We start from the raw sequence: 18,622 nt of genomic DNA on the forward strand, positions 1-18,622 counted from the left end.
CTCACGGAGCGCGCCGCTTCTTCAGCACCGCACTGCTGACATGACGCTGTCAGGAGCCTGTCGCGACAATCCGGATCGCGCCCAACACCCACGGTCGCGTGCGCACAGGAGAATCTGACCATGGCGCGATACCGGCTGCATTGCATCGGGGCTTCGGGCAATTCGTTCAAGGTCGCGCTATTCCTCAACTGCGCCAGGCTCGACTGGGAGCCGGTCGGCCTCGACTTCGCCGGCGGCGAGACCCGCACGCCTGACTGGCGGGCCGCCACCAATGTCATGGGCGAAGTCCCTGTCCTCGAGGTCGATGGCCGGCACATGAGCCAGTCCGGTGCGATCCTGCTGTGGCTCGCCGAGACCCACGGCGTGTTCGGTCCGACGCCCGAGGAGACGTTCGAAGCCACGCGCTGGCTGCTGTTCGACAATCACAAGTTCACCGCGAACTTCGCCCAGCACCGGTTTCAGCGCTGCTTCATGCCGGAGCCCGCCCATCCCGCTGTGCTCGCTTACTTGCGCGCGCGGACCGACAGCGCCTTCTCGATCGTCGACAGACACCTCTCCCACCGCAGCTTCATGCTAGGCGATCGGCCGACGATCGTCGATTTCTCAATGTTGGGCTATCTGTACTATCCGACCGAGGAGACGGGCTTTGATCTTGCCGCGACTTTCCCGGCGATTAATGCCTGGCGCCGGCGTGTCGCCGAACTGCCGGGCTGGAAGCCGCCCTATGAGATGATGCCAGTCGGCAACTCACCGACGCTCCATCTCTGAGAAGCGAGCAGAGCAACAGATCAAAGAAAAAGGCCGCTCGGTTTCCCAAGCGGCCTTTCCTGTCTTACGGCGGCTGCACATTCCATCGGGCGATTTCGAACTTCCAGACCGGGGGCCTATCTCCCGATCGAGTCCTGGTCGGCGGCCGCTGCATCTCGGGACAGTCGCGAACTGTTGCCCGAACCGAACGCGATGGTCTCCCATCTCCGTAAGATGGGACCATTGAGCCGCATCGCCCACGTAGCCGCAACGCCCGCGCAAGCGCTGTCCCCGCTGTTCCCGTTGTCCACAGCAGAATGAGGCGGATGCTGGTGCATCCACCCCTACGGCAAGGATTCGGACGGAGAAGCTAGCCAGGCGTCCAGGGCTGATAGTCGCCGGTCGCCTTGGGACGCTTGCCGCTGGCAAGCGTCGAGCCGGAGGGCCGATAGGCGTTGGGCGTACCGGTGGGGTTCGGCTGGTGCGGCTTTTGCCACTCGCGCGGTTGGTAGTTCTCTTCAGTCGGCGGCACATCGACGACGTGATGCATCCATCCGTGCCAACCCGTCGGAATGCGGCTTGCCTCGGCGTAACCGTTATAGATGACCCAGCGTCGCTCGAATCCGAGCGTCGGATCGATCGCGCCGCCGCGGGTCCGATAATAGCGGTTTCCCTGCTCGTCCTGGCCGACCAGTTCGCCGTACCGCTTGGTCCAGAGCTGGGTGCCAAAGGTCTGGCCACTCCACCAGGTGAAGAACTTGAGGAAGAATTGTTTCATACGGCTAGGGCCCTGCTTCGTGAGGCCCTGATGCCATCCGGGCGGCAAAATGTCCAGTTCGGCGGGGGCGGCCGTGCCCCACGCAAATGTGTGCTCCGTCGCAGACAGAGCCGCAAATCGGACGCGATCCGTTCATGCCGGGTACAGCGGCCGCGTGAAAATCTCCCCGTCACACGCGCACAGCCGCGTGAACCCTGGAACCGCAGGCCTTTCAAGAGGTTTGCTTCCGGGAAAAGGAGTTTGAAAATGAACAGTCTGAGAGTTTTGAGCGCCGCGGCAGCAATCGCGTTGGTTCTTCCGTTGGCGACGCCGAGCTTCGCCCAGGGCCGTGGCGGCCACGGCGGCGGTGGCGGCGGCGCTCATTTTGGCGGTGGCGGTGGCGGCGCTCACTTTGGTGGTGGCGGCGCCCGCATGGGCGGCGGCAGCTTTGGCGGCGCGCGGATGGGTGGCGGCGGCGGCAATTTCGCGGGCGGCGCGGCCATGCGCCCGAGCGCCGGCGTAGCCATGCGTCCGACCGCAGGACCAGGCTTTAGTGGTGGCGGCGGCCGTCCCCTCGCAGTCGCGGGTAACAACTGGCGTGGCGGCGGCGGCAACTGGCACGGCGGCGGCTGGCATCGTCGCGGTGGATTCTGGCCCGGCGTCGCCGCGGGTGCGGCCATCGGCGGCCTCGGCTCCTACGCCTATTACGGTGGCGGGTACGACAACGATCCCTACTACTATGGTGACGACAGCTACTATGACGAGCCGTCGGTCGCGGTGGTGCCGGACGGCGGTGGCGACTCGTCGGCTTATTGCGCGCAGCGCTACAGGTCCTACGATCCGGGCTCGGGCACGTATCTTGGGTATGACGGCCAGCGTCATCCCTGCCCGTAAGCAGATCGACAACGCTTGAAGGAAGAGGCGTCGCATCGGTGCGGCGCCTCTTTCGTTTGTCGCGCGCTCATCGCCTGTTTCGCGCGCAGCCCGCGCATCGCGCGCGAGAATCTATGCACCCGAGCGCGAGGGACCTCTATTCACCGCACCGTGCATATCTACAATGATCCAATCCCAAATTGACCCGTCCCGCGATTCGCCTATATCACCGATGAATGTTGGGACTTCGATCTACTGGGAAATGTCATGCCGCGTATCCTCGTGGTAGATGACGATCAGATGGTCGGCGCGACCATCGAGGTTCTGCTCCAACGTCAGGGCTTCGATGTCACGATGGCTGACGGCGGCGAAACGGGCCTGGCTGCGCTCGAAGCGCAGACGTTTGACGTGATGCTGGTCGACATCTTCATGCCGCACATGCGCGGCTTCGAATCCATCCGCATCTTTCACGAGCGCGCGCCGGCGATCCCTCTGATCGCGATGTCCGGCTACGCCTTCGCCTCGTCTGCCTCGCCCTCCCCCGATTTCCTTCGCATGGCACTGGAACTGGGCGCGACACGCTGCCTGCGCAAGCCGTTCACGCCGGACGCGCTCCTGACCACGATCCGGGAATGCCTCGGCGAGGCCACGCAGCCGAAGGACAAGAAAGAAGTCCCTTGATCCCAACGCAGCGCGTCATTCTCGGTGCTGGACTTGCAATCCTCCTGATCATCACCGCCGCCTCGATCGGACTCGACGTCAAGTCGCGGTTCGATGCCGCCTGGGTCAATCACACCATCGAGACGCAGAAGAAGATCTCCGATCTGCGCGTGCTGATGCGGCGCGCAGAGAGCGCCGCGCGCGGCTACGAAATCTATCGCAACCCGAGCTTCAGCGACGAGTTTCAGGCGGTACACGCCCAGATCGCGCCGGCGCTCGCCGACCTCAAGCGCAGCCTGCGTGACAATCCCGATCAGGTCGAGCTCATCGAGGGCACCGAGCCGCTGGCGCTGCGCCGGGTCGAGATCGCCGCAGAGGTGATGCGCCTGCGCGCCGAGAACGACCAGGCCGGTGTTGCCGCGCTCCAGGGCAAGGCCGAGGGCCGCGGCCTGATGGACACGGTGATGGACAATCTCGATCATCTGAGCGCGGAGGAAGAGCGATTGCTCGCCGCCCGCGCCCAGAGTTCCCGCCGTACCGGCATCGTCCTGCTCGGCATCGACGTGATCGGCGCGCTGGTGATCCTGCTGCTGGTCGCAATGCTGATGCGCGAGAGCCAGCGCACCACGGTCGCGCTGAAGAGCACGCTGCTGGAGACCACGGCGGCGAAAGAGCAACTCGAGGCCGCCGTCGCCGAGCGCACCGAGCATCTCGTCAACGCGCATGACGAGCTGCGGCTGTCGGTCAACGTGCTCCAGAGCACATTCCACAGCATGGCCGAGGCTGTGCTGGTGATCGACGCCGAGGGCACTGTCCTTCTGTCCAATCCGGCCGCGGAGCGCATCTTGCTGCATCGCGCCGGCATGAGCCTGCGCAATCTGCGCGCCCTGTCCGACGTGTTTCACGGCGACGGCGTCACGCCGCTCAGGGCGGACGAGCTGCCGTCGACGCGCGTGCTGCGCGGCGAGCACTTCGAGAACCTGGAGATGATCGTCCGCCCGCACAGCGGCAACGATCCCCGCCATCTGATGATCAGCGGCCGGCCAATGCGCGACGGACAAGGCAACGTCTCGGGCGCCGTGCTGGTCTATCACGATGCGACCACTTCGCGCGAAACCGAGCGGCAGCTGCACCAGTCGCAGAAGCTGGATGCGATCGGCAAGCTGACCGGCGGCGTCGCGCACGACTTCAACAACATGCTCACCGTGATCTCCGGCAATACCGAGACGCTGGTGGCGAGCCTGAAGCAGCAGCCCGAGCTCCAGCGCGTGGCACGGCTGATCGACGATGCCGCCGAGCGCTGCGCCGAGCTGATCCAGCATCTGCTCGCCTTTGCACGACGGCAGCCGCTCCAGCCGCGCAATGTCGAGATCAACGGCGCGATCGCCGATATCGCCAAGCTACTGCGCCCCACCCTCGGCGAGCAGATCCAGATCGAGACCGTGCTGGAACAGGGACCGATGACCGCGCACATCGATCCGTCCCGCCTCACCAATGCCGTGCTCAACATGGCGATCAACGCCCGCGACGCCATGCCGAACGGCGGCAAGCTGCTGCTCGAGACCCACCACGTCGTGCTCGACGAGGCCTATGCGCAGGCCCACGCGGAGGTGCAGCCCGGCCCCTACGTGATGCTCGCGGTCAGCGACACCGGCACCGGCATGTCGGCGGACATCCAGCAGAAGGCGTTCGAGCCGTTCTTCACGACCAAGGAGGTCGGCAAGGGCTCGGGCCTCGGCCTCTCCATGGTCTACGGCTTCGTCAAGCAGTCCGGCGGCCACATCAAGATCTACAGCGAGGAAGGCCACGGCACCACGATCAAGCTCTACCTGCCGCCGGGCGACGGCATGACGGATGCGGCGGCCCCCCTGGCGCCGCAGGCCGAAGGCGGCGCCGAGACCATTTTCGTGGTCGAGGACGACACGCTGGTGCGCAACTTCGTCACCGCGCAGCTGCAGAGCCTCGGCTACGACACGGTCGCCGCGCCCGACAGCCGCGCCGCGCTGGACATGATCGAGGCCGGCCAGGACTTCGACCTCCTGTTCACCGACGTCGTGATCCCCGGCGGCATGAGCGGTCGCGAGCTCGCCGAAGCGGTGGCCAAGCGACGGCCGGGCGTGAGGGTGCTCTACACCTCCGGCTACACCGACAACGCCATCGTCCATCACGGCAAGCTCGACGACGGCGTGCTGCTGCTGACAAAACCCTACCGCCGCAACCAGCTCGCCGAGATGATCAGGAAGGCGCTGAACGGCGGCGGGATGACCGCGGGCTAGAGCATTTTCTCTCGGCTTCGAAAGCGCGCGGATTGTGTGTGCGCTCGGCTGAGAACCGCACTGAATTACGAATGCTCACTGACGTCATCCGCGGTCTCGCAGCGGGTGTCGATGTTGTTTCCGGGTGACAGGCGACCGAAATCAAACGGTATTCCTGGCAGGCAAGACCATTCTCGTTGAGCCGCTTCGGCGAGCGAATATGTTGCGGTCTGTTTCTGAGGATTTCACCTCGGAATGGCCTGCGGGTCGGTGCCAGGGCTGCCGGTAATACAATTGATAATTGAATCGAGAATTGGTTCTTGTCCGTCCCGGCGCCGTTTCAGGCTCCCCACATTGTTGGCGAGCACGGCTGTCGCACTGGCGCTGACGATCACGTCGGCGCGCGCCGACGGCGGCGCTGGCGGAGCCGGTGGCAATGGCACGGGCGGCGGCGGTGGCACGGCCGGTACCAGCGCCTCTCCTAGCGGTGGAAATGGCGGTGACAACGCGATCGGACAAGGCGCGGGCGGCGGCGGCGGCGCTGCCGCAGGCGGCACCGGAGGCTCCGGGGGCACGGCGACCTCAGGCGGCAACGGCGGACTTGGCGGTGACGGCGGCAACGTTGTCGGTGGCAGCGGCGGCAATGGCGGCAACGGCAACTCAGCTCTGACTACGGGTAGTGGCGGTGGCGGCGGCGGTGGCGGCGAAGGTGCGCTCGGTGCCGGCTCCGGTGGAGCGGGTGGCGCTGGCGGTCACGGCGGCGCCAGCGCGAGCGGCGCCGATGGTTCTGCTGTCATTGGTGGCCTTGATGCCAGCGCGGGAACGGGCAGCAGCGGCATCGGTGGCGGCGGTGGTGCGGGTGGCGCCGGCGTGCAGGTCACCGTCGGCGGCACCACGCTTTCGATAGCGGTGACCGGCGGCGCGGGTGGGGTCGGTGGCCGTGGTGGCGCCGGTGGCAATGGCGGCAATGGAGCCAGCGCTCTCTCCCTGGGCGTCGCCGGTCTGACCGGCGGGACCGGTGGCGACGTCCTTGGCAGCGGGGGCGCCGCCGGCGGCGGCGGCAATGGCGGCGCCGCCGTGCAGGTCACAAGCGGAGGCACCACGACGATCCTGCAAACGGTCGCTGGCGGCGATGGCGGCAGCGGCGGACGCGGCGGTACAGCGGGTCACGGCGGGAGCGGTGGTGCGGGCGCTTCCGGCGCCAATGTTCTCGGTGCGCTCGATGGCGGGACCGGTGGAAGCGGCGGCAACAGCGGGATTGGTGCCGGCGGCAATGGCGCGATCGGCGGCGGCGGTGGCGATGGCATCCAGGTCACCGGTGGCGGCACCGTGACGATTTTGCAAAGCGTCACAGCAGGGACCGGCGGCGGCGGCGGCGCTGGCGGTGGAGGCGGCGCCGGCGGCATGGCCGGCAACGGCGGCAACGCTGGATCCAGCATCGGACTCGGTGCAGCCGGCGGGCGCGGCGGCAATGGTGGCACTGGCGGCAGCGCTAGCACCAACGCAGGCGATGGCGCCAATGGTGCCGGCGGTGGCGTTGGTCTGCAGGTGACGAGCGGTGGCACGCTCTCAATTTCCCAAACGATCATGGGAGGCGCCGGTGGCAATGGCGGCGCTGGCGGCAACGGCGCCAATGGCGGCGCAAGCGGGATTGGCGGCGCCGGCGGCACAGGCGACAATGGTGCCAACGGGTCCTCCGGCCCTGGCCTTCTCAATGGCAACAACGGTCTGGTTGGTGGCGCTGGCGGCAACGGCGGGAATGGTGGCGCCGGCGGAAATGGCGGCATTGGTGGCAGCGGATCCAGCGGCGGCGATGGCGTCCAGCTCACGAACGGCGGGACTGTTGCAGTTTCGGGCAGCATCGCTGGTGGCACCGGCGGGATTGGCGGCTCCGGCGGCAATGCCGGCAACGGCGCCGCCGGGGGCAACGGCAGTGACGCCGGCACAGCGGGCACCGGCGGTGCTGGCGCGAGTGCCCTTCTCCCGGCCGTCGCTGGCGGCAGCGGCGGCAGCGGCGCCGCCGGCGGAATGGGTGGCAACGGCGGGAGCGGAGGAAGCGCCGGCAATGCCGGCGTAGGTGGTCATGGCGGCGCCGGCGGCGCCGGCGCGACCATTTCAAACGGTGGCACGCTGACCAATCAAGGCATCATCACCGGCGGCGATGGCGGCCGCGGCGGCACCGCAGGCAGTGGCGGCAACGGCGGCGCCGGTGGCAATGCGGGCAACGGCGGTGTCGGCGGCGTTGGCGGCGCTGGCGGCAACGGCACCGCTGGCGTCAACGTGGTCGGCTCGACCGATGGCGGCAATGGCGGCAACGGCGGGACCGGCGGATTTGGCGGTGCCGGCGGCAATGCCGGCAACGGTGGCAGCGCCTCGAGCCGCGGCGGCAATGGCGGCTATGGTGGCACCGGCGGCGTTGGCGCCGCCTTCTCCAACGGCGGCACGCTGATCAATCGCGGCACGATCACCGGCGGCAATGGCGGCATCGCCGGGGCCGCGGGCAGCGGTGGCCTCGGCGGCACCGCGGGCAGCGCCGGCAGTGGTGGTGTCGGCGGCTCCGGCGGCGTCGGCGGTGCCGGGGCCTTGGCCGCCAGCGGCGGCACGAACGGCACCACGGGGACGAACGGCTTCTCCGGCGTGAGCGGCAGCGCCGGCGCGAGCGGTAGCTCCGGCAGCAGCACCGTCACCGCCGGGGTCTCCGGCGCGGTCGGTGCAGGCGGCGCCGGCGTCATCGGCGCCAATCTCGGCATCATCAACAGCGGATCGATTTCCGGCGGTCTCGCCGGCGACGGCGTCACGCGTGCCAGCGCCATCACCTTCACCGGCGGCACCAACACGCTGCAGCTTCAGGCCGGCTACAGCTTCAGCGGCAACGTCGTCGATCAGACAGGCAACGGCACCTTGCAGTTCGGCGGCAACACCAACCCCACTGCTTCTTTCGACGTTTCGCTGATCGGCGCCGCCGCGCAGTATCGGGGCTTCGCGAGCTTCGAGAAGACGGGCGCTTCGACCTGGACGCAAAGCGGCACCAATAGCGCTGCATTGCCGTGGTCGATCGCCGCCGGCACGCTGCTGGTGAACGGCTCGCTGGCCAATTCGACCATGACCGTGAACGCCGGCGGCACGCTTGGCGGCACGGGCACTATCGGCGCAACGACGATCAATGCCGGTGGCACGTTCATGCCTGGAGCCGTCAACACGCCCGGGACGTCAACGATGGTGGTCGGCAATCTGGCCTTCCAATCGGGCGCGCTCTACGTCGTTGCGCTCAACCCATCGACATCGAGCTCCGCCAATGTCACCGGCGCGGCGACGTTGACGGGTGCGACCGTGGTCGCGAATTTCCTGCCCGGCAGCTATGTCTCGAAGACATACACGATCCTGACCGCGGCCGGCGGACGTGGCGGCACGACGTTCGCGGGCATCACCAATGTCGGACTGCCAGCGGGCGCGAGCGATACGCTGAGCTATGACGCCAACAACGCCTATCTGAACCTGACGGCCGCCTTCACCAATTACACCGGCCTCAACGTCAACCAGCAGAACGTCGCCAACGCGCTGACCTACGCCTTCAACAATAACGGCGGCCTTCCGATGGGCTTCTTCGGACTCAGTCCCGCCGGCTTGACCCAGGTCTCCGGCGAGAGCGCCACCGGCTCCCAGCAGACGACGTTCAACGCGATGAACCAGTTCATCGGCGTGATGACGGATCCATTCATCTCCGGTCGCAGAGGTCCCGTCAGCGCCGGCGGGCCGCCGAATGCGTATGCCGAGGACGGCTCGGCCTACGCGGCACGCGGTCGAACTGTTGGCGAGCTGGACGCTTATGCGGCGATGTCCACCAAGGCGCTGGCAGCTCCGACCTTCGAACAACGCTGGAGCGTGTGGACCGCCGGCTTCGGCGGGTCGCAGACCACGGCCGGCAACGCCATCATCGGCTCGAACAACAGCGCGAGCAGCATCTACGGCATCGCGGTCGGTGCGGATTATCGGGTCTCGCCGGACACGCTCGCGGGATTTGCGCTGGCGGGCGGCCGCACCGGCTTCAACGTCAACGGCCTCGGCTATGGCAGCTCCGACCTGTTCCAGGCCGGCGCCTTCGTTCGCCATAACATCGGTGCGGCCTACATCATTGCTGCGCTGGCTTATGGCTGGCAGGACATCACGACCAACCGCATCGTCACGGTCGCCGGCATCGACCACCTGCGCGCCGAGTTCAATGCGAACGCGTATTCGGGTCGCGTGGAGAGTGGCTACCGCTTCGTCATGCCGACGCTGGGCGGTCTCGGCATCACCCCTTACGCCGCAGGGCAATTCACCACATTCGACCTGCCGGCCTATGCCGAAAGCGTCGTCGCCGGTTCGCTGTTGTTTGCACAGACCTATGCCGCCAAGAGCGTGACCGACACGCGCAGCGAGCTCGGCATTCGCACCGACAAATCATTCGCCATGCAGAACGGCATCGTCACGCTGCGCGGCCGCCTTGCATGGGCGCATGATTTCAATCCGGATCGTTCGATTGCTCCGACCTTCCAGTCGCTGCCGGGCGCAAGCTTCGTCGTCAACGGTGCGGCGCAGGCGCCCGACTCCGCGCTGACCACAGCCTCGGCCGAATGGCAGTGGACCAACGACTGGTCCGCCGCCGCGACGTTCGAGGGCGAGTTCTCGAATGTCACGCAAAGCTATGCCGGCAAGGGCGCGATCCGCTACGCATGGTAATGCCCGGTTCTCGAGCTAGCGCGTCGCCAGCACCACGGCTGCGAGCGTGAAGATCAGCGCGGCGATCTGGCCCGGCCCGAGCGGCTCGTGCAGCGCCAGCGCGGAGGCCACCACGCCAATGACAGGCACCGCCATAGTGCCGATCGCGGCCACTGACGCCGGCAGGCGCGCCAGTGCGGCGAACCAGCTGACATAGGCGATGCAGAACTGCACCACGGTGGAATAGACCAGCAGCCACCAGCCGACCGGCGTCACCAGCGAAAGATGCGTGGTCTCGACCAGGAGGCCGATGATCGAGATCGGCAGGCAGCCGATCCCGATCTGCCATGCCGCGGCCGTGATCGGCGGCAGATGGATCGGGTACTTCTTCGAAAACACCGTGCCGATGGCGAAGCCGAGCGCGCCGGCCAGCGCCATGATGATGCCCGGCAATTTCTCCACGCTCGCGGCAAAGCCGTTACCGCCCATGATCGAGGCCAGGCCGACGAAGGCCATCACCAAGCCCAGCGTGCGCAGCACGGTCGGCCGCTCGCCCAGCACCGGCCAGGCGATCAGCGAGGCCCAGACCGGCATCGTGTAGGCGATCAGCGCCGCCTCGCTGGCCGGCAGCCAGAGCAGCGCCAGGCCCATCAGCACCATCCAGCCGGTGACGTTGAGGACGGCGGCGGTCAGGAGCCGCGGCCAGATCCCCGGCCCCACCTTGAGGCTCTGCCGGCGGATCAGCGCGAGGGCGGCGAGCAGCACCGCGCCGACCACGCCGGTCACCCCGCGCAGCGTCAGCGGCGGCAGCTCGGACAGCAGGAACTTCGTCACCGGCCAGTTGAAGCCCCAGCCGATCGAGGTGATGGCGAGGAACATCAGGCCGGCCGGGGCGATGCGCGGTCGCGCATCCCGGCGAGTCGAATCAAGCATGTGGGTATCCGGCAATTTCGGGGCAGCTTGGCCCGGATTCGGGGCCCCCGCCACCACCCCGGCGGGCATGCCTGCCCTCACCTTCCGTAGCCCTACGTGAGTCCCGCTGAGGCAACCCCGGTCCCGAAAAATATACCTGCCCTGTGAACAGTGGGGTGAAGGGACCGTATCGTCACGGCATGCAAATTTTTTTGGTTGGGAATCCCTGAGGACTCACTGATACTTGGCTCAACAACAGGCGCGGGCTTGCCCCCTGTTATCCCCCGCAATCCACCATATTTAGTATTTGATTCAGGAACTCGCACTAGTTCTTGACGGGCGCAACGGAGAGTCCTAGCTTTCGGTCCGTTCGGCGCGAGTGAGTTTGCGTCCCGCCGGCACTCCCCCAAAGGGTCTCGCAAATCGTCACTCCGCCAAGCCAGCCAAAGGCCGCGGATGAGGGCTTGTCTGCCCTCGAAATGCAGACCTTCGGGCGCCAGAACGGGCCGGCAACAGGCTCGGATGGCATTGGTTGAAGTAGCGTGTGGGGCGTTGAACGCATGTCGCGCACATCCCCTTGGGGGCGGATGGGTGTGGACATGCCGGCGGATGCAAGGTGCTCGCACCAAGCCATCGCGCCGGGAGAAACTGGGCCGGATCCACCGGCTGAACTGCGAAGCCTTTGGGCCGATGAGGCCCTTGGAGGAATCGCGAACTGAAATAGCGATCCGGGCGCCTTGCGGAGGCAGTCCGGCACATAAAAGGACGGGGCAAGACCATGCGGATTGAGCGGCGCCACACCACTTCGGGACAGTCACCCTACGCGGGAATCGAATTCCGGCAGACCACGTCGGAGATCCGGAATCCCGACGGCTCGGTCGTGTTCAAACTTGATGGCGTCGAGGTCCCGACCGAGTGGTCGCAGGTCGCTTCCGACGTGCTCGCCCAGAAGTATTTCCGCAAGGCCGGCGTCGCCGCGCGCCTGAAGAAGGTCGAGGAGGAGTCCGTCCCCTCCTTCCTGTGGCGCTCCGTGCCCGACACCGAGGCCCTCGCCGCTCTCCCTGAGAAAGAGCGCTTCGTCAGCGAGCTCTCGGCCAAGCAGGTGTTCGATCGCCTCGCCGGCTGCTGGACCTATTGGGGCTGGAAGGGCAACTACTTCTCCTCCGACGAGGACGCCCAGACCTTCTATGACGAGATCCGCTACATGCTCGCCATGCAGATGGTCGCGCCGAACTCGCCGCAATGGTTCAACACCGGTCTTCACTGGGCCTATGGCATCGACGGCCCCGGCCAGGGCCATTATTACGTCGACCCCTTCACCGGCAAGCTGACCAAGTCCAAGTCGGCCTACGAGCACCCGCAGCCGCACGCCTGCTTCATCCAGGGCGTCGGTGACGACCTCGTCAACGAGGGCGGCATCATGGACCTCTGGGTCCGCGAGGCCCGCCTGTTCAAGTACGGCTCCGGCACCGGCTCCAACTTCTCGCGCCTGCGCGGCGAAGGCGAAAAGCTCTCCGGCGGCGGCCGCTCGTCCGGCCTGATGAGCTTCCTCAAGATCGGCGACCGCGCGGCGGGCGCGATCAAATCGGGCGGCACCACGCGCCGCGCCGCCAAGATGGTCGTCGTCGACGTCGATCACCCCGACATCGAGACCTATATCGACTGGAAGGTGAAGGAGGAGCAGAAGGTCGCAGCTCTCGTCACCGGATCCAAGATCAACCAGAAGCACCTCAAGGCAGTGCTGAAGGCCTGCGTGAACTGCGAAGGCTCGGGCGACGATTGCTTCGACCCCGAGAAGAACCCGGCCCTCCGCCGCGAGATCAAGCTCGCGCGCCGCAGCCTCGTGCCTGACAACTACATCAAGCGCGTGATGCAGTTCGCCAAGCAGGGCTACAAGGACATCCAGTTCGACGTCTATGACACCGACTGGGATTCGGAGGCCTATCTCACGGTGTCGGGCCAGAACTCCAACAACTCGGTCTCGCTGAAGGACGACTTCCTCCGCGCCGTGGAAACGGATGGCGACTGGAACCTGAACGCGCGCACCTCCAAGAAGGTGACGAAGACGCTGAAGGCGCGCGACCTCTGGGAAAAGATCGGCTACGCCGCCTGGGCGTCGGCAGATCCCGGCCTGCACTTCAACACCACCATGAACGACTGGCACACCTGCAAGGCGTCCGGCGACATCCGCGCGTCCAATCCGTGCTCGGAATACATGTTCCTGGACGACACCGCGTGCAACCTCGCCTCCGCCAACCTGCTGACCTTCTACAACACCGAGACCAAGCAGTTCGACGTGAAGGGCTACGAGCACCTCTGCCAGCTCTGGACCATCGTGCTCGAAATCTCCGTGATGATGGCGCAGTTCCCGTCGCGCGCGATCGCCGAGCTCTCCTACGAGTTCCGCACGCTCGGCCTCGGCTACGCCAACATCGGCGGCCTCCTGATGACCATGGGTCTGTCTTATGACTCGAAGGAAGGCCGCGCGCTCTGCGGCGCCCTCACCGCTGTGATGACCGGCATCACCTACAAGACCTCGGCGGAGATGGCGGCCGAGCTCGGCACATTCCCCGGTTACAAGAAGAACGCCGCGCACATGCTGCGCGTCATCCGCAACCACCGCCGCGCCGCCCACGGCCAGTCCAACGGCTACGAGGCGCTCTCGGTCAACCCGGTGCCGATGGATCTCGTGTCCTGCCCGCAGGCTGACCTCGTCAGCCACGCGCAGGCCGCCTGGGATGCGGCGCTCGAGCTCGGCGAGAAGCACGGCTATCGCAACGCCCAGACCACGGTGATCGCGCCGACCGGCACGATCGGCCTCGTCATGGATTGCGACACCACCGGCATCGAACCCGACTTCGCGCTGGTGAAATTCAAGAAGCTCGCCGGCGGCGGCTACTTCAAGATCATCAACCGCGCGGTCCCCGCGGCGCTGCGCGCGCTCGGCTATCGCGAAGCTGATATCGCTGAGATCGAGGCCTACGCCGTCGGCCACGGCTCGCTCTCCAACGCGCCTGCTATCAACGCCTCGACGCTGAAGGCCAAGGGCTTTACCGATGAAGCCATCGCCAAGGTCGAAAAGGCCCTGCCGACCGCCTTCGACATCAAGTTCGCCTTCAACAAGTGGACCTTTGGCGAAGATTTCATCCGCGATCAGCTCGGCATCGGTGCCGAGGCAATCGCGGCCCCCGGCTTCGACCTCCTCCAGGCGGTCGGGTTTACAAAACGCGAGATCGAGGCAGCCAACGTCCACATCTGCGGCGCGATGACGGTGGAAGGTGCTCCGCACCTGAAGGCCGAGCACTATTCGGTGTTCGACTGCGCCAATCCCTGCGGCAAGATCGGCAAGCGCTATCTGTCGGTCGAGAGCCACATCCGCATGATGGCGGCCGCCCAGCCCTTCATCTCGGGCGCGATCTCCAAGACCATCAACATGCCGAACGACGCCACGGTGGAGGACTGCAAGTCCGCCTACATGCTGTCGTGGAAGCTCGCGCTGAAGGCCAACGCGCTCTATCGCGACGGCTCCAAGCTCTCCCAGCCGCTCAACTCGCAGCTCATCGCCGACGATGAGGACGAGGAGGATGCGGTCGAGTCGCTCTACGAGAAGCCGATGGCGGCGCGTGCCGCCCAGGTCTCGGAAAAGATCGTCGAGAAACTGGTCGAGCGCATCATCGTGATGCGCGAGCGCGAGAAGATGCCGGATCGCCGCAAGGGCTACACCCAGAAGGCGGTCGTCGGCGGCCACAAGGTGTACTTACGCACCGGCGAATACGATGACGGCCGTCTCGGCGAGATCTTCATCGACATGCACAAGGAAGGCGCAGCTCTGCGCTCCTTCATCAACAACTTCGCCATCGCGGTGTCGCTGGGCCTCCAGTACGGCGTGCCGCTCGACGAATATGTCGACGCCTTCACCTTCACCCGCTTCGAGCCGGCGGGCCCTGTGCAGGGCAACGACAGCATCAAGTACGCGACCTCGATCCTTGACTACGTCTTCCGCGAGCTCGCGGTGAGCTACATGTCGCGCTTCGACCTCGCCCATGTCGATCCGACCGAGTCGAATTTCGACGCGCTCGGCAAGGGCGTCGAGGAAGGCAAGGAGCCGGACGAGACCCAGCACGCGACCAAGCTGGTCTCGCGCGGCCTCACCCGCTCCCGCACCGACAACCTCGTCGTGATGCGCGGCGGCTCCGCCGCGATCGCCCCGGGCAACGACAGCGCCCCGACCGGCGGCAGCAAGGTCACGGCGCTGGCCTCTCACGGCACCTCGGCCCGCGCCGGCGATGCCATCGAAGGCGCCGTCGCCCTGAAGCAGGAAGCCAGCCACGACCTCTCGCCTACGGAGAAGTTAGAGGCCCTCCAGTGGAGCAAGGCCGGCAGCACCGCACAGACGCTCGTCCCCACCAAGGCCGAGCGCCGCGCGGAAGCCAAGGCCAAGGGCTACGAAGGTGAGATGTGCTCAGAGTGCGGCAACTTCACGCTGGTGCGGAATGGCACCTGCATGAAGTGCGACACTTGCGGCTCGACGACGGGATGTTCGTGAGGCGGTAGCACTATAAGGAAGGCAATGGATTACGAGGAACACGACGACCGTCGCGTTGCCCGTCGCTCAAACGGCGAATGCCGTTGCATTGCCCAAAACACAAAGGCCTATTTTGGCATCAAGAGAACCTGGCCGGTCTACATCGGCCAGGTTCTGCGTTTTGGAAAGGTTCTCACGCTTCGGGGGGAGAAGCCCCTCGAATACCGAATTGTCGACGATCACGTCCTAGGCACCAAGGATGCTCGAACCGAAGAAATCAATGGCACCATCGTCGTCACGGTTAAGAGAACGATCGATTCGCAGGCCTGTTGGGGAGACGATCGGCCAAGAATGACCTTGGCTCACGAACTTGGGCACGCCGTAATGCACGCCACTCCCGGAACGATGGATCACCGGCCAGCCGGCGCCACGGGTACGACCAGCCTATCGAAGCTCAACGCTTCCGAGTCGGCAGAACATCAAGCGAAGGTCTTCGCATCAGCATTCCTCGTTGATGACCGCCGTGCAGCGGAGTTAACATCGCCCCTCGAAATTTCAACTGAGTTCCTCGTTAGCCTGTCCGCCGCGGAAATTTGTTACGAACGGATCCAAATCGAGCGCGAGAGGGCCGAAGCCGCGGCCCGCGTCCTCAAATCAAATGAGGCGCATCAGGCCCTGATGAAACGAAGCGATCGACGGGCGAATTACCTGCAAGCTATCTGTCCCAGCTGTAAGTGCCAAACGCTACTGCCCCTCGCGACCAAGGTAGGGTGCGAGACTTGCGGCTACGTGGGCGATCACCCCGAAGACGACTAAGAAAGCGGGCACCCACTCTCGCTCTTATTCTAACAAAGATTGCACATCAGGCACCGATTCGGCTTAATCAACATGCCCCAAAACAAATCAGCTCCAGCAACTGAGCCGGGCACCGGTGAAATATGGACCGAGGACAAGCTTGGCCGGAGCGAAGAGGCCGCCTTCCTAAAATCATTTCTTCTAAATCGGGTAGGCGAACGAAAGCGATCGAGCCTGCCAGCATCCTACGTGCTGAACATCGACGCCGAATGGGGACAGGGCAAGTCGTTCTTTTTATCTCGCTTCGGAAGAATGCTGCGCAAGGATGGCTTCATCGTCGCCGAGGTCAACGCATGGCAAGACGACCATGCAGATGACCCTCTTCTTTCAGTTATGGACGCCATCGACCAAGCAGTGGCACCGCTAGTAAAGCGTGAAAAGAAGGTTCGGGAACGTTGGAACGAAGCTAAACGAACCGGCGCAGCAATTGCGGTCGCCGCGGCAAAAGGAGCCACCGTTCAGATAGCGCGGAAATTCATAGGATCGGGCGTTGACGAGATTGGCACAATTCTCTCGATCGACGCGCCGACTATCACCGAAAAACTCTCAGATGAGGCGGCCAAGTCTCTGGGCGAAATTGTTGACGAGCAAGGCAAAGTCCTCTTGGCCAGATTTCGCCAAGGAAAAAGGACGATCGACAAGTTCAGGACGACCTTAGACGAATTCCTACAAGAGGCAGCACACAGGGACCAAGCCCTCCCACTCTTTGTCTTGATCGATGAACTTGATCGGTGTCGCCCGCCATTTGCCATTGCCATGCTGGAGCGTGTCAAACATCTCTTTGAGATCGATCAGCTTGTGTTCGTAGTTGCGACTGACACTCCGCAGCTCAGCCACTCCGTCGGAGCCATCTATGGCGGCGCTTTCAATAGCGCGGGCTACCTCTCTCGCTTTTTCAATCGAACCTACTATTTCGATCAAGCATCGAGAAAAGATTTCGTGGAAGACTTGCTAACGCGAACCGCTCTCCGCACAGAAAAGTTGTCGCTACCTCCTCGGGTAGACTTAATAACTTACTTATCTGAAGGTTTCGACTTCTTCGGCCTCGCACTACGGGATATCGAGCAGGTCTATGATATTCTAAGGAGCGTGGTCACCGTTTGGGCAAACAAGTCAAAATTGGAAATCTGTGTGCTGTTTCCAATCGCGGTGGCTCATCAACAGAGATGGAACCTACCTTTCGATCGCAACTTTTCCTCTTCACTTGGACAACTACGCCAGAGACTTGGCGGCACTGGTAACTGGTCAATTCAATTTCCATCGCCCCATTATGGGCAACCGTCTGACGGAGTTTCAGGTCTCAGCCTAGCGAGCGAATTTGTAATTCAATCCGAGCGTGGGTTGCATGATATCAACCACGAAGGAACGTCGGCCCATTCTCGGTGGGTTGCCCAACAACTATCTGCAGAATTTGCTACTAACCATGGAAACAGCTGGATAAGGGGTTCCGAGCCGTTCTCCATTGTACGGCAGTATCCAGAAATGGTCAGAAGCGCGGGCCGACTATTGCCTCAAACCGGAAAGGTCGACTAATCGGCTCGCCCTGCTGTTGAGCTCATCCGTCATTGGGCCTGGCAGGCACGAAGGGCTCCAATCATGGGTAGTCATGGCTTTCGCTGAGTGCACAAAACACTGTAGTTCGCGTAGCCGCACTTGTTGCCATCATGAGAGCCGAGCACTGTTACCGTTGACTTTAAGCATCGTTGTTGGGCCCATTTTCCTACATCCGCATAGCAATAGAGATACGCATCGTGCGGAAATCCGCAGTTGCCCTCGTACTCGCCAGTGCACACCCTAATTTGGTTAGTAACGGTATCAGAAACTCCAAGATAGCCGACAAGCGCGTACGCTCCCCCTGCTAAAGTTACAAACAGCGCAACTACCAAGCTGAAGCTAAACGCAAACGAACGTCGGCTCGGTTTTGGTAGGAGGAGCGGTGGCGGAGACGGAGGCAATTCGGATTCAGCGGGAGGAGGCTCTCTGCGCGCTTTGTTGATCGCGTCCGTTGCCACCCTCTTCAATTCCTCGATGCTCTGAGCCTGTCGCCGCGTTAACAGCCACGTAAAGAACGCCCAAAAACCGCCAATAACGGTGGTAGCGAAACCACCGAGTAGTTTAAGGATGTCGAGATTGATGGGATCGTGAAGCCAAACCATTACATGATCGAGCATTTCAACGGCCCTCCCCCTGGCTCAACCAAAGCGAGCATAGATCACTGCCAGGCCTATTTCTATCCAATTGTCGTACCGGCCGAAGCGAGCGCAACCCAGATGAGCGTAGCGATATCCGGGAAGGGTGTAGGATGGGTGGAGCGTTCGCTCCACCCATCCTAAGAGACCT

General features: G+C 64.3%; 10 protein-coding genes. 8 read left to right on the top strand and 2 right to left on the bottom strand.

The genetic code is table 11. The features are described 5' to 3' along the window. The first annotated feature begins 120 nt into the window (after nucleotides 1-120). Nucleotides 121-768 carry a glutathione S-transferase family protein gene (locus AC5ZFO_RS28010; RefSeq protein ID WP_282519502.1) on the top strand — a complete coding sequence of 216 codons (648 nt, stop codon included), beginning with the start codon at nucleotides 121-123 and terminating at the stop codon, nucleotides 766-768. Nucleotides 769-1,117: 349 nt separating this feature from the next. Here AC5ZFO_RS28010 and AC5ZFO_RS28015 read toward each other — a convergent pair whose 3' ends face one another. Continuing rightward, nucleotides 1,118-1,525 carry an NADH:ubiquinone oxidoreductase subunit NDUFA12 gene (locus AC5ZFO_RS28015; RefSeq protein ID WP_028148726.1) on the bottom strand — a complete coding sequence of 136 codons (408 nt, stop codon included), beginning with the start codon at nucleotides 1,523-1,525 and terminating at the stop codon, nucleotides 1,118-1,120. A 246-nt stretch (nucleotides 1,526-1,771) separates the two neighbouring features. On the opposite strand from AC5ZFO_RS28015, the gene AC5ZFO_RS28020 reads away from it, so the two are divergent. The 4 genes from AC5ZFO_RS28020 (at nucleotide 1,772) to AC5ZFO_RS28035 (ending at nucleotide 10,011) form a co-directional block, all read left to right on the top strand. Then, on the top strand, nucleotides 1,772-2,398 hold the full coding sequence (locus tag AC5ZFO_RS28020; RefSeq protein ID WP_282519503.1) for a BA14K family protein: 627 nt from the start codon (nucleotides 1,772-1,774) through the stop codon (nucleotides 2,396-2,398). 246 nt (nucleotides 2,399-2,644) lie between these two features. Next, entirely contained in the window at nucleotides 2,645-3,058 is a 414-nt protein-coding gene (locus AC5ZFO_RS28025; protein WP_496122840.1) for a response regulator, read from the top strand. Next, entirely contained in the window at nucleotides 3,055-5,313 is a 2,259-nt protein-coding gene (locus AC5ZFO_RS28030; protein ID WP_496122841.1) for a CHASE3 domain-containing protein, read from the top strand. The genes AC5ZFO_RS28025 and AC5ZFO_RS28030 overlap by 4 nt, the downstream gene beginning before the upstream one ends. A 336-nt stretch (nucleotides 5,314-5,649) precedes the next feature. Further along, nucleotides 5,650-10,011 carry an autotransporter domain-containing protein gene (locus AC5ZFO_RS28035; RefSeq protein WP_282519506.1) on the top strand — a complete coding sequence of 1,454 codons (4,362 nt, stop codon included), beginning with the start codon at nucleotides 5,650-5,652 and terminating at the stop codon, nucleotides 10,009-10,011. Between the two features lie 15 nt (nucleotides 10,012-10,026). Here the strand turns inward: AC5ZFO_RS28035 and AC5ZFO_RS28040 are convergent, their stop codons facing one another. Continuing rightward, nucleotides 10,027-10,923 (bottom strand): DMT family transporter, encoded by an 897-nt coding sequence (locus tag AC5ZFO_RS28040; RefSeq protein ID WP_282519507.1) that lies wholly within the window; start codon nucleotides 10,921-10,923, stop codon nucleotides 10,027-10,029. A 757-nt stretch (nucleotides 10,924-11,680) separates the two neighbouring features. On the opposite strand from AC5ZFO_RS28040, the gene AC5ZFO_RS28045 reads away from it, so the two are divergent. From AC5ZFO_RS28045 to AC5ZFO_RS28055, 3 genes are all read left to right on the top strand, one after another. Then, the gene (locus tag AC5ZFO_RS28045) at nucleotides 11,681-15,448 is read left to right on the top strand and encodes a vitamin B12-dependent ribonucleotide reductase (RefSeq protein WP_282519508.1); all 3,768 of its coding nucleotides are present in this window, start codon (nucleotides 11,681-11,683) and stop codon (nucleotides 15,446-15,448) included. 24 nt (nucleotides 15,449-15,472) lie between these two features. Then, the gene (locus AC5ZFO_RS28050) at nucleotides 15,473-16,243 is read left to right on the top strand and encodes an ImmA/IrrE family metallo-endopeptidase (protein ID WP_496122842.1); all 771 of its coding nucleotides are present in this window, start codon (nucleotides 15,473-15,475) and stop codon (nucleotides 16,241-16,243) included. A gap of 72 nt (nucleotides 16,244-16,315) precedes the next feature. Beyond that, nucleotides 16,316-17,815 carry a KAP family P-loop NTPase fold protein gene (locus AC5ZFO_RS28055; protein WP_496122843.1) on the top strand — a complete coding sequence of 500 codons (1,500 nt, stop codon included), beginning with the start codon at nucleotides 16,316-16,318 and terminating at the stop codon, nucleotides 17,813-17,815. Nucleotides 17,816-18,622 lie beyond the last annotated feature (807 nt).

Source organism: Bradyrhizobium sp. Unk1 (assembly GCF_059512345.1).

What these genes read in the sequence shown, in the direction of transcription:
- AC5ZFO_RS28055 (WP_496122843.1), top strand. Translation starts at nt 16,316, where the DNA reads ATGCCCCAAAACAAATCAGCTCCAGCAACTGAGCCGGGCACCGGTGAA.
- AC5ZFO_RS28045 (WP_282519508.1), top strand. Translation starts at nt 11,681, where the DNA reads ATGCGGATTGAGCGGCGCCACACCACTTCGGGACAGTCACCCTACGCG.
- AC5ZFO_RS28040 (WP_282519507.1), bottom strand. Translation starts at nt 10,923, where the DNA reads ATGCTTGATTCGACTCGCCGGGATGCGCGACCGCGCATCGCCCCGGCC.
- AC5ZFO_RS28050 (WP_496122842.1), top strand. Translation starts at nt 15,473, where the DNA reads ATGGATTACGAGGAACACGACGACCGTCGCGTTGCCCGTCGCTCAAAC.
- AC5ZFO_RS28020 (WP_282519503.1), top strand. Translation starts at nt 1,772, where the DNA reads ATGAACAGTCTGAGAGTTTTGAGCGCCGCGGCAGCAATCGCGTTGGTT.
- AC5ZFO_RS28010 (WP_282519502.1), top strand. Translation starts at nt 121, where the DNA reads ATGGCGCGATACCGGCTGCATTGCATCGGGGCTTCGGGCAATTCGTTC.
- AC5ZFO_RS28015 (WP_028148726.1), bottom strand. Translation starts at nt 1,525, where the DNA reads ATGAAACAATTCTTCCTCAAGTTCTTCACCTGGTGGAGTGGCCAGACC.
- AC5ZFO_RS28025 (WP_496122840.1), top strand. Translation starts at nt 2,645, where the DNA reads ATGCCGCGTATCCTCGTGGTAGATGACGATCAGATGGTCGGCGCGACC.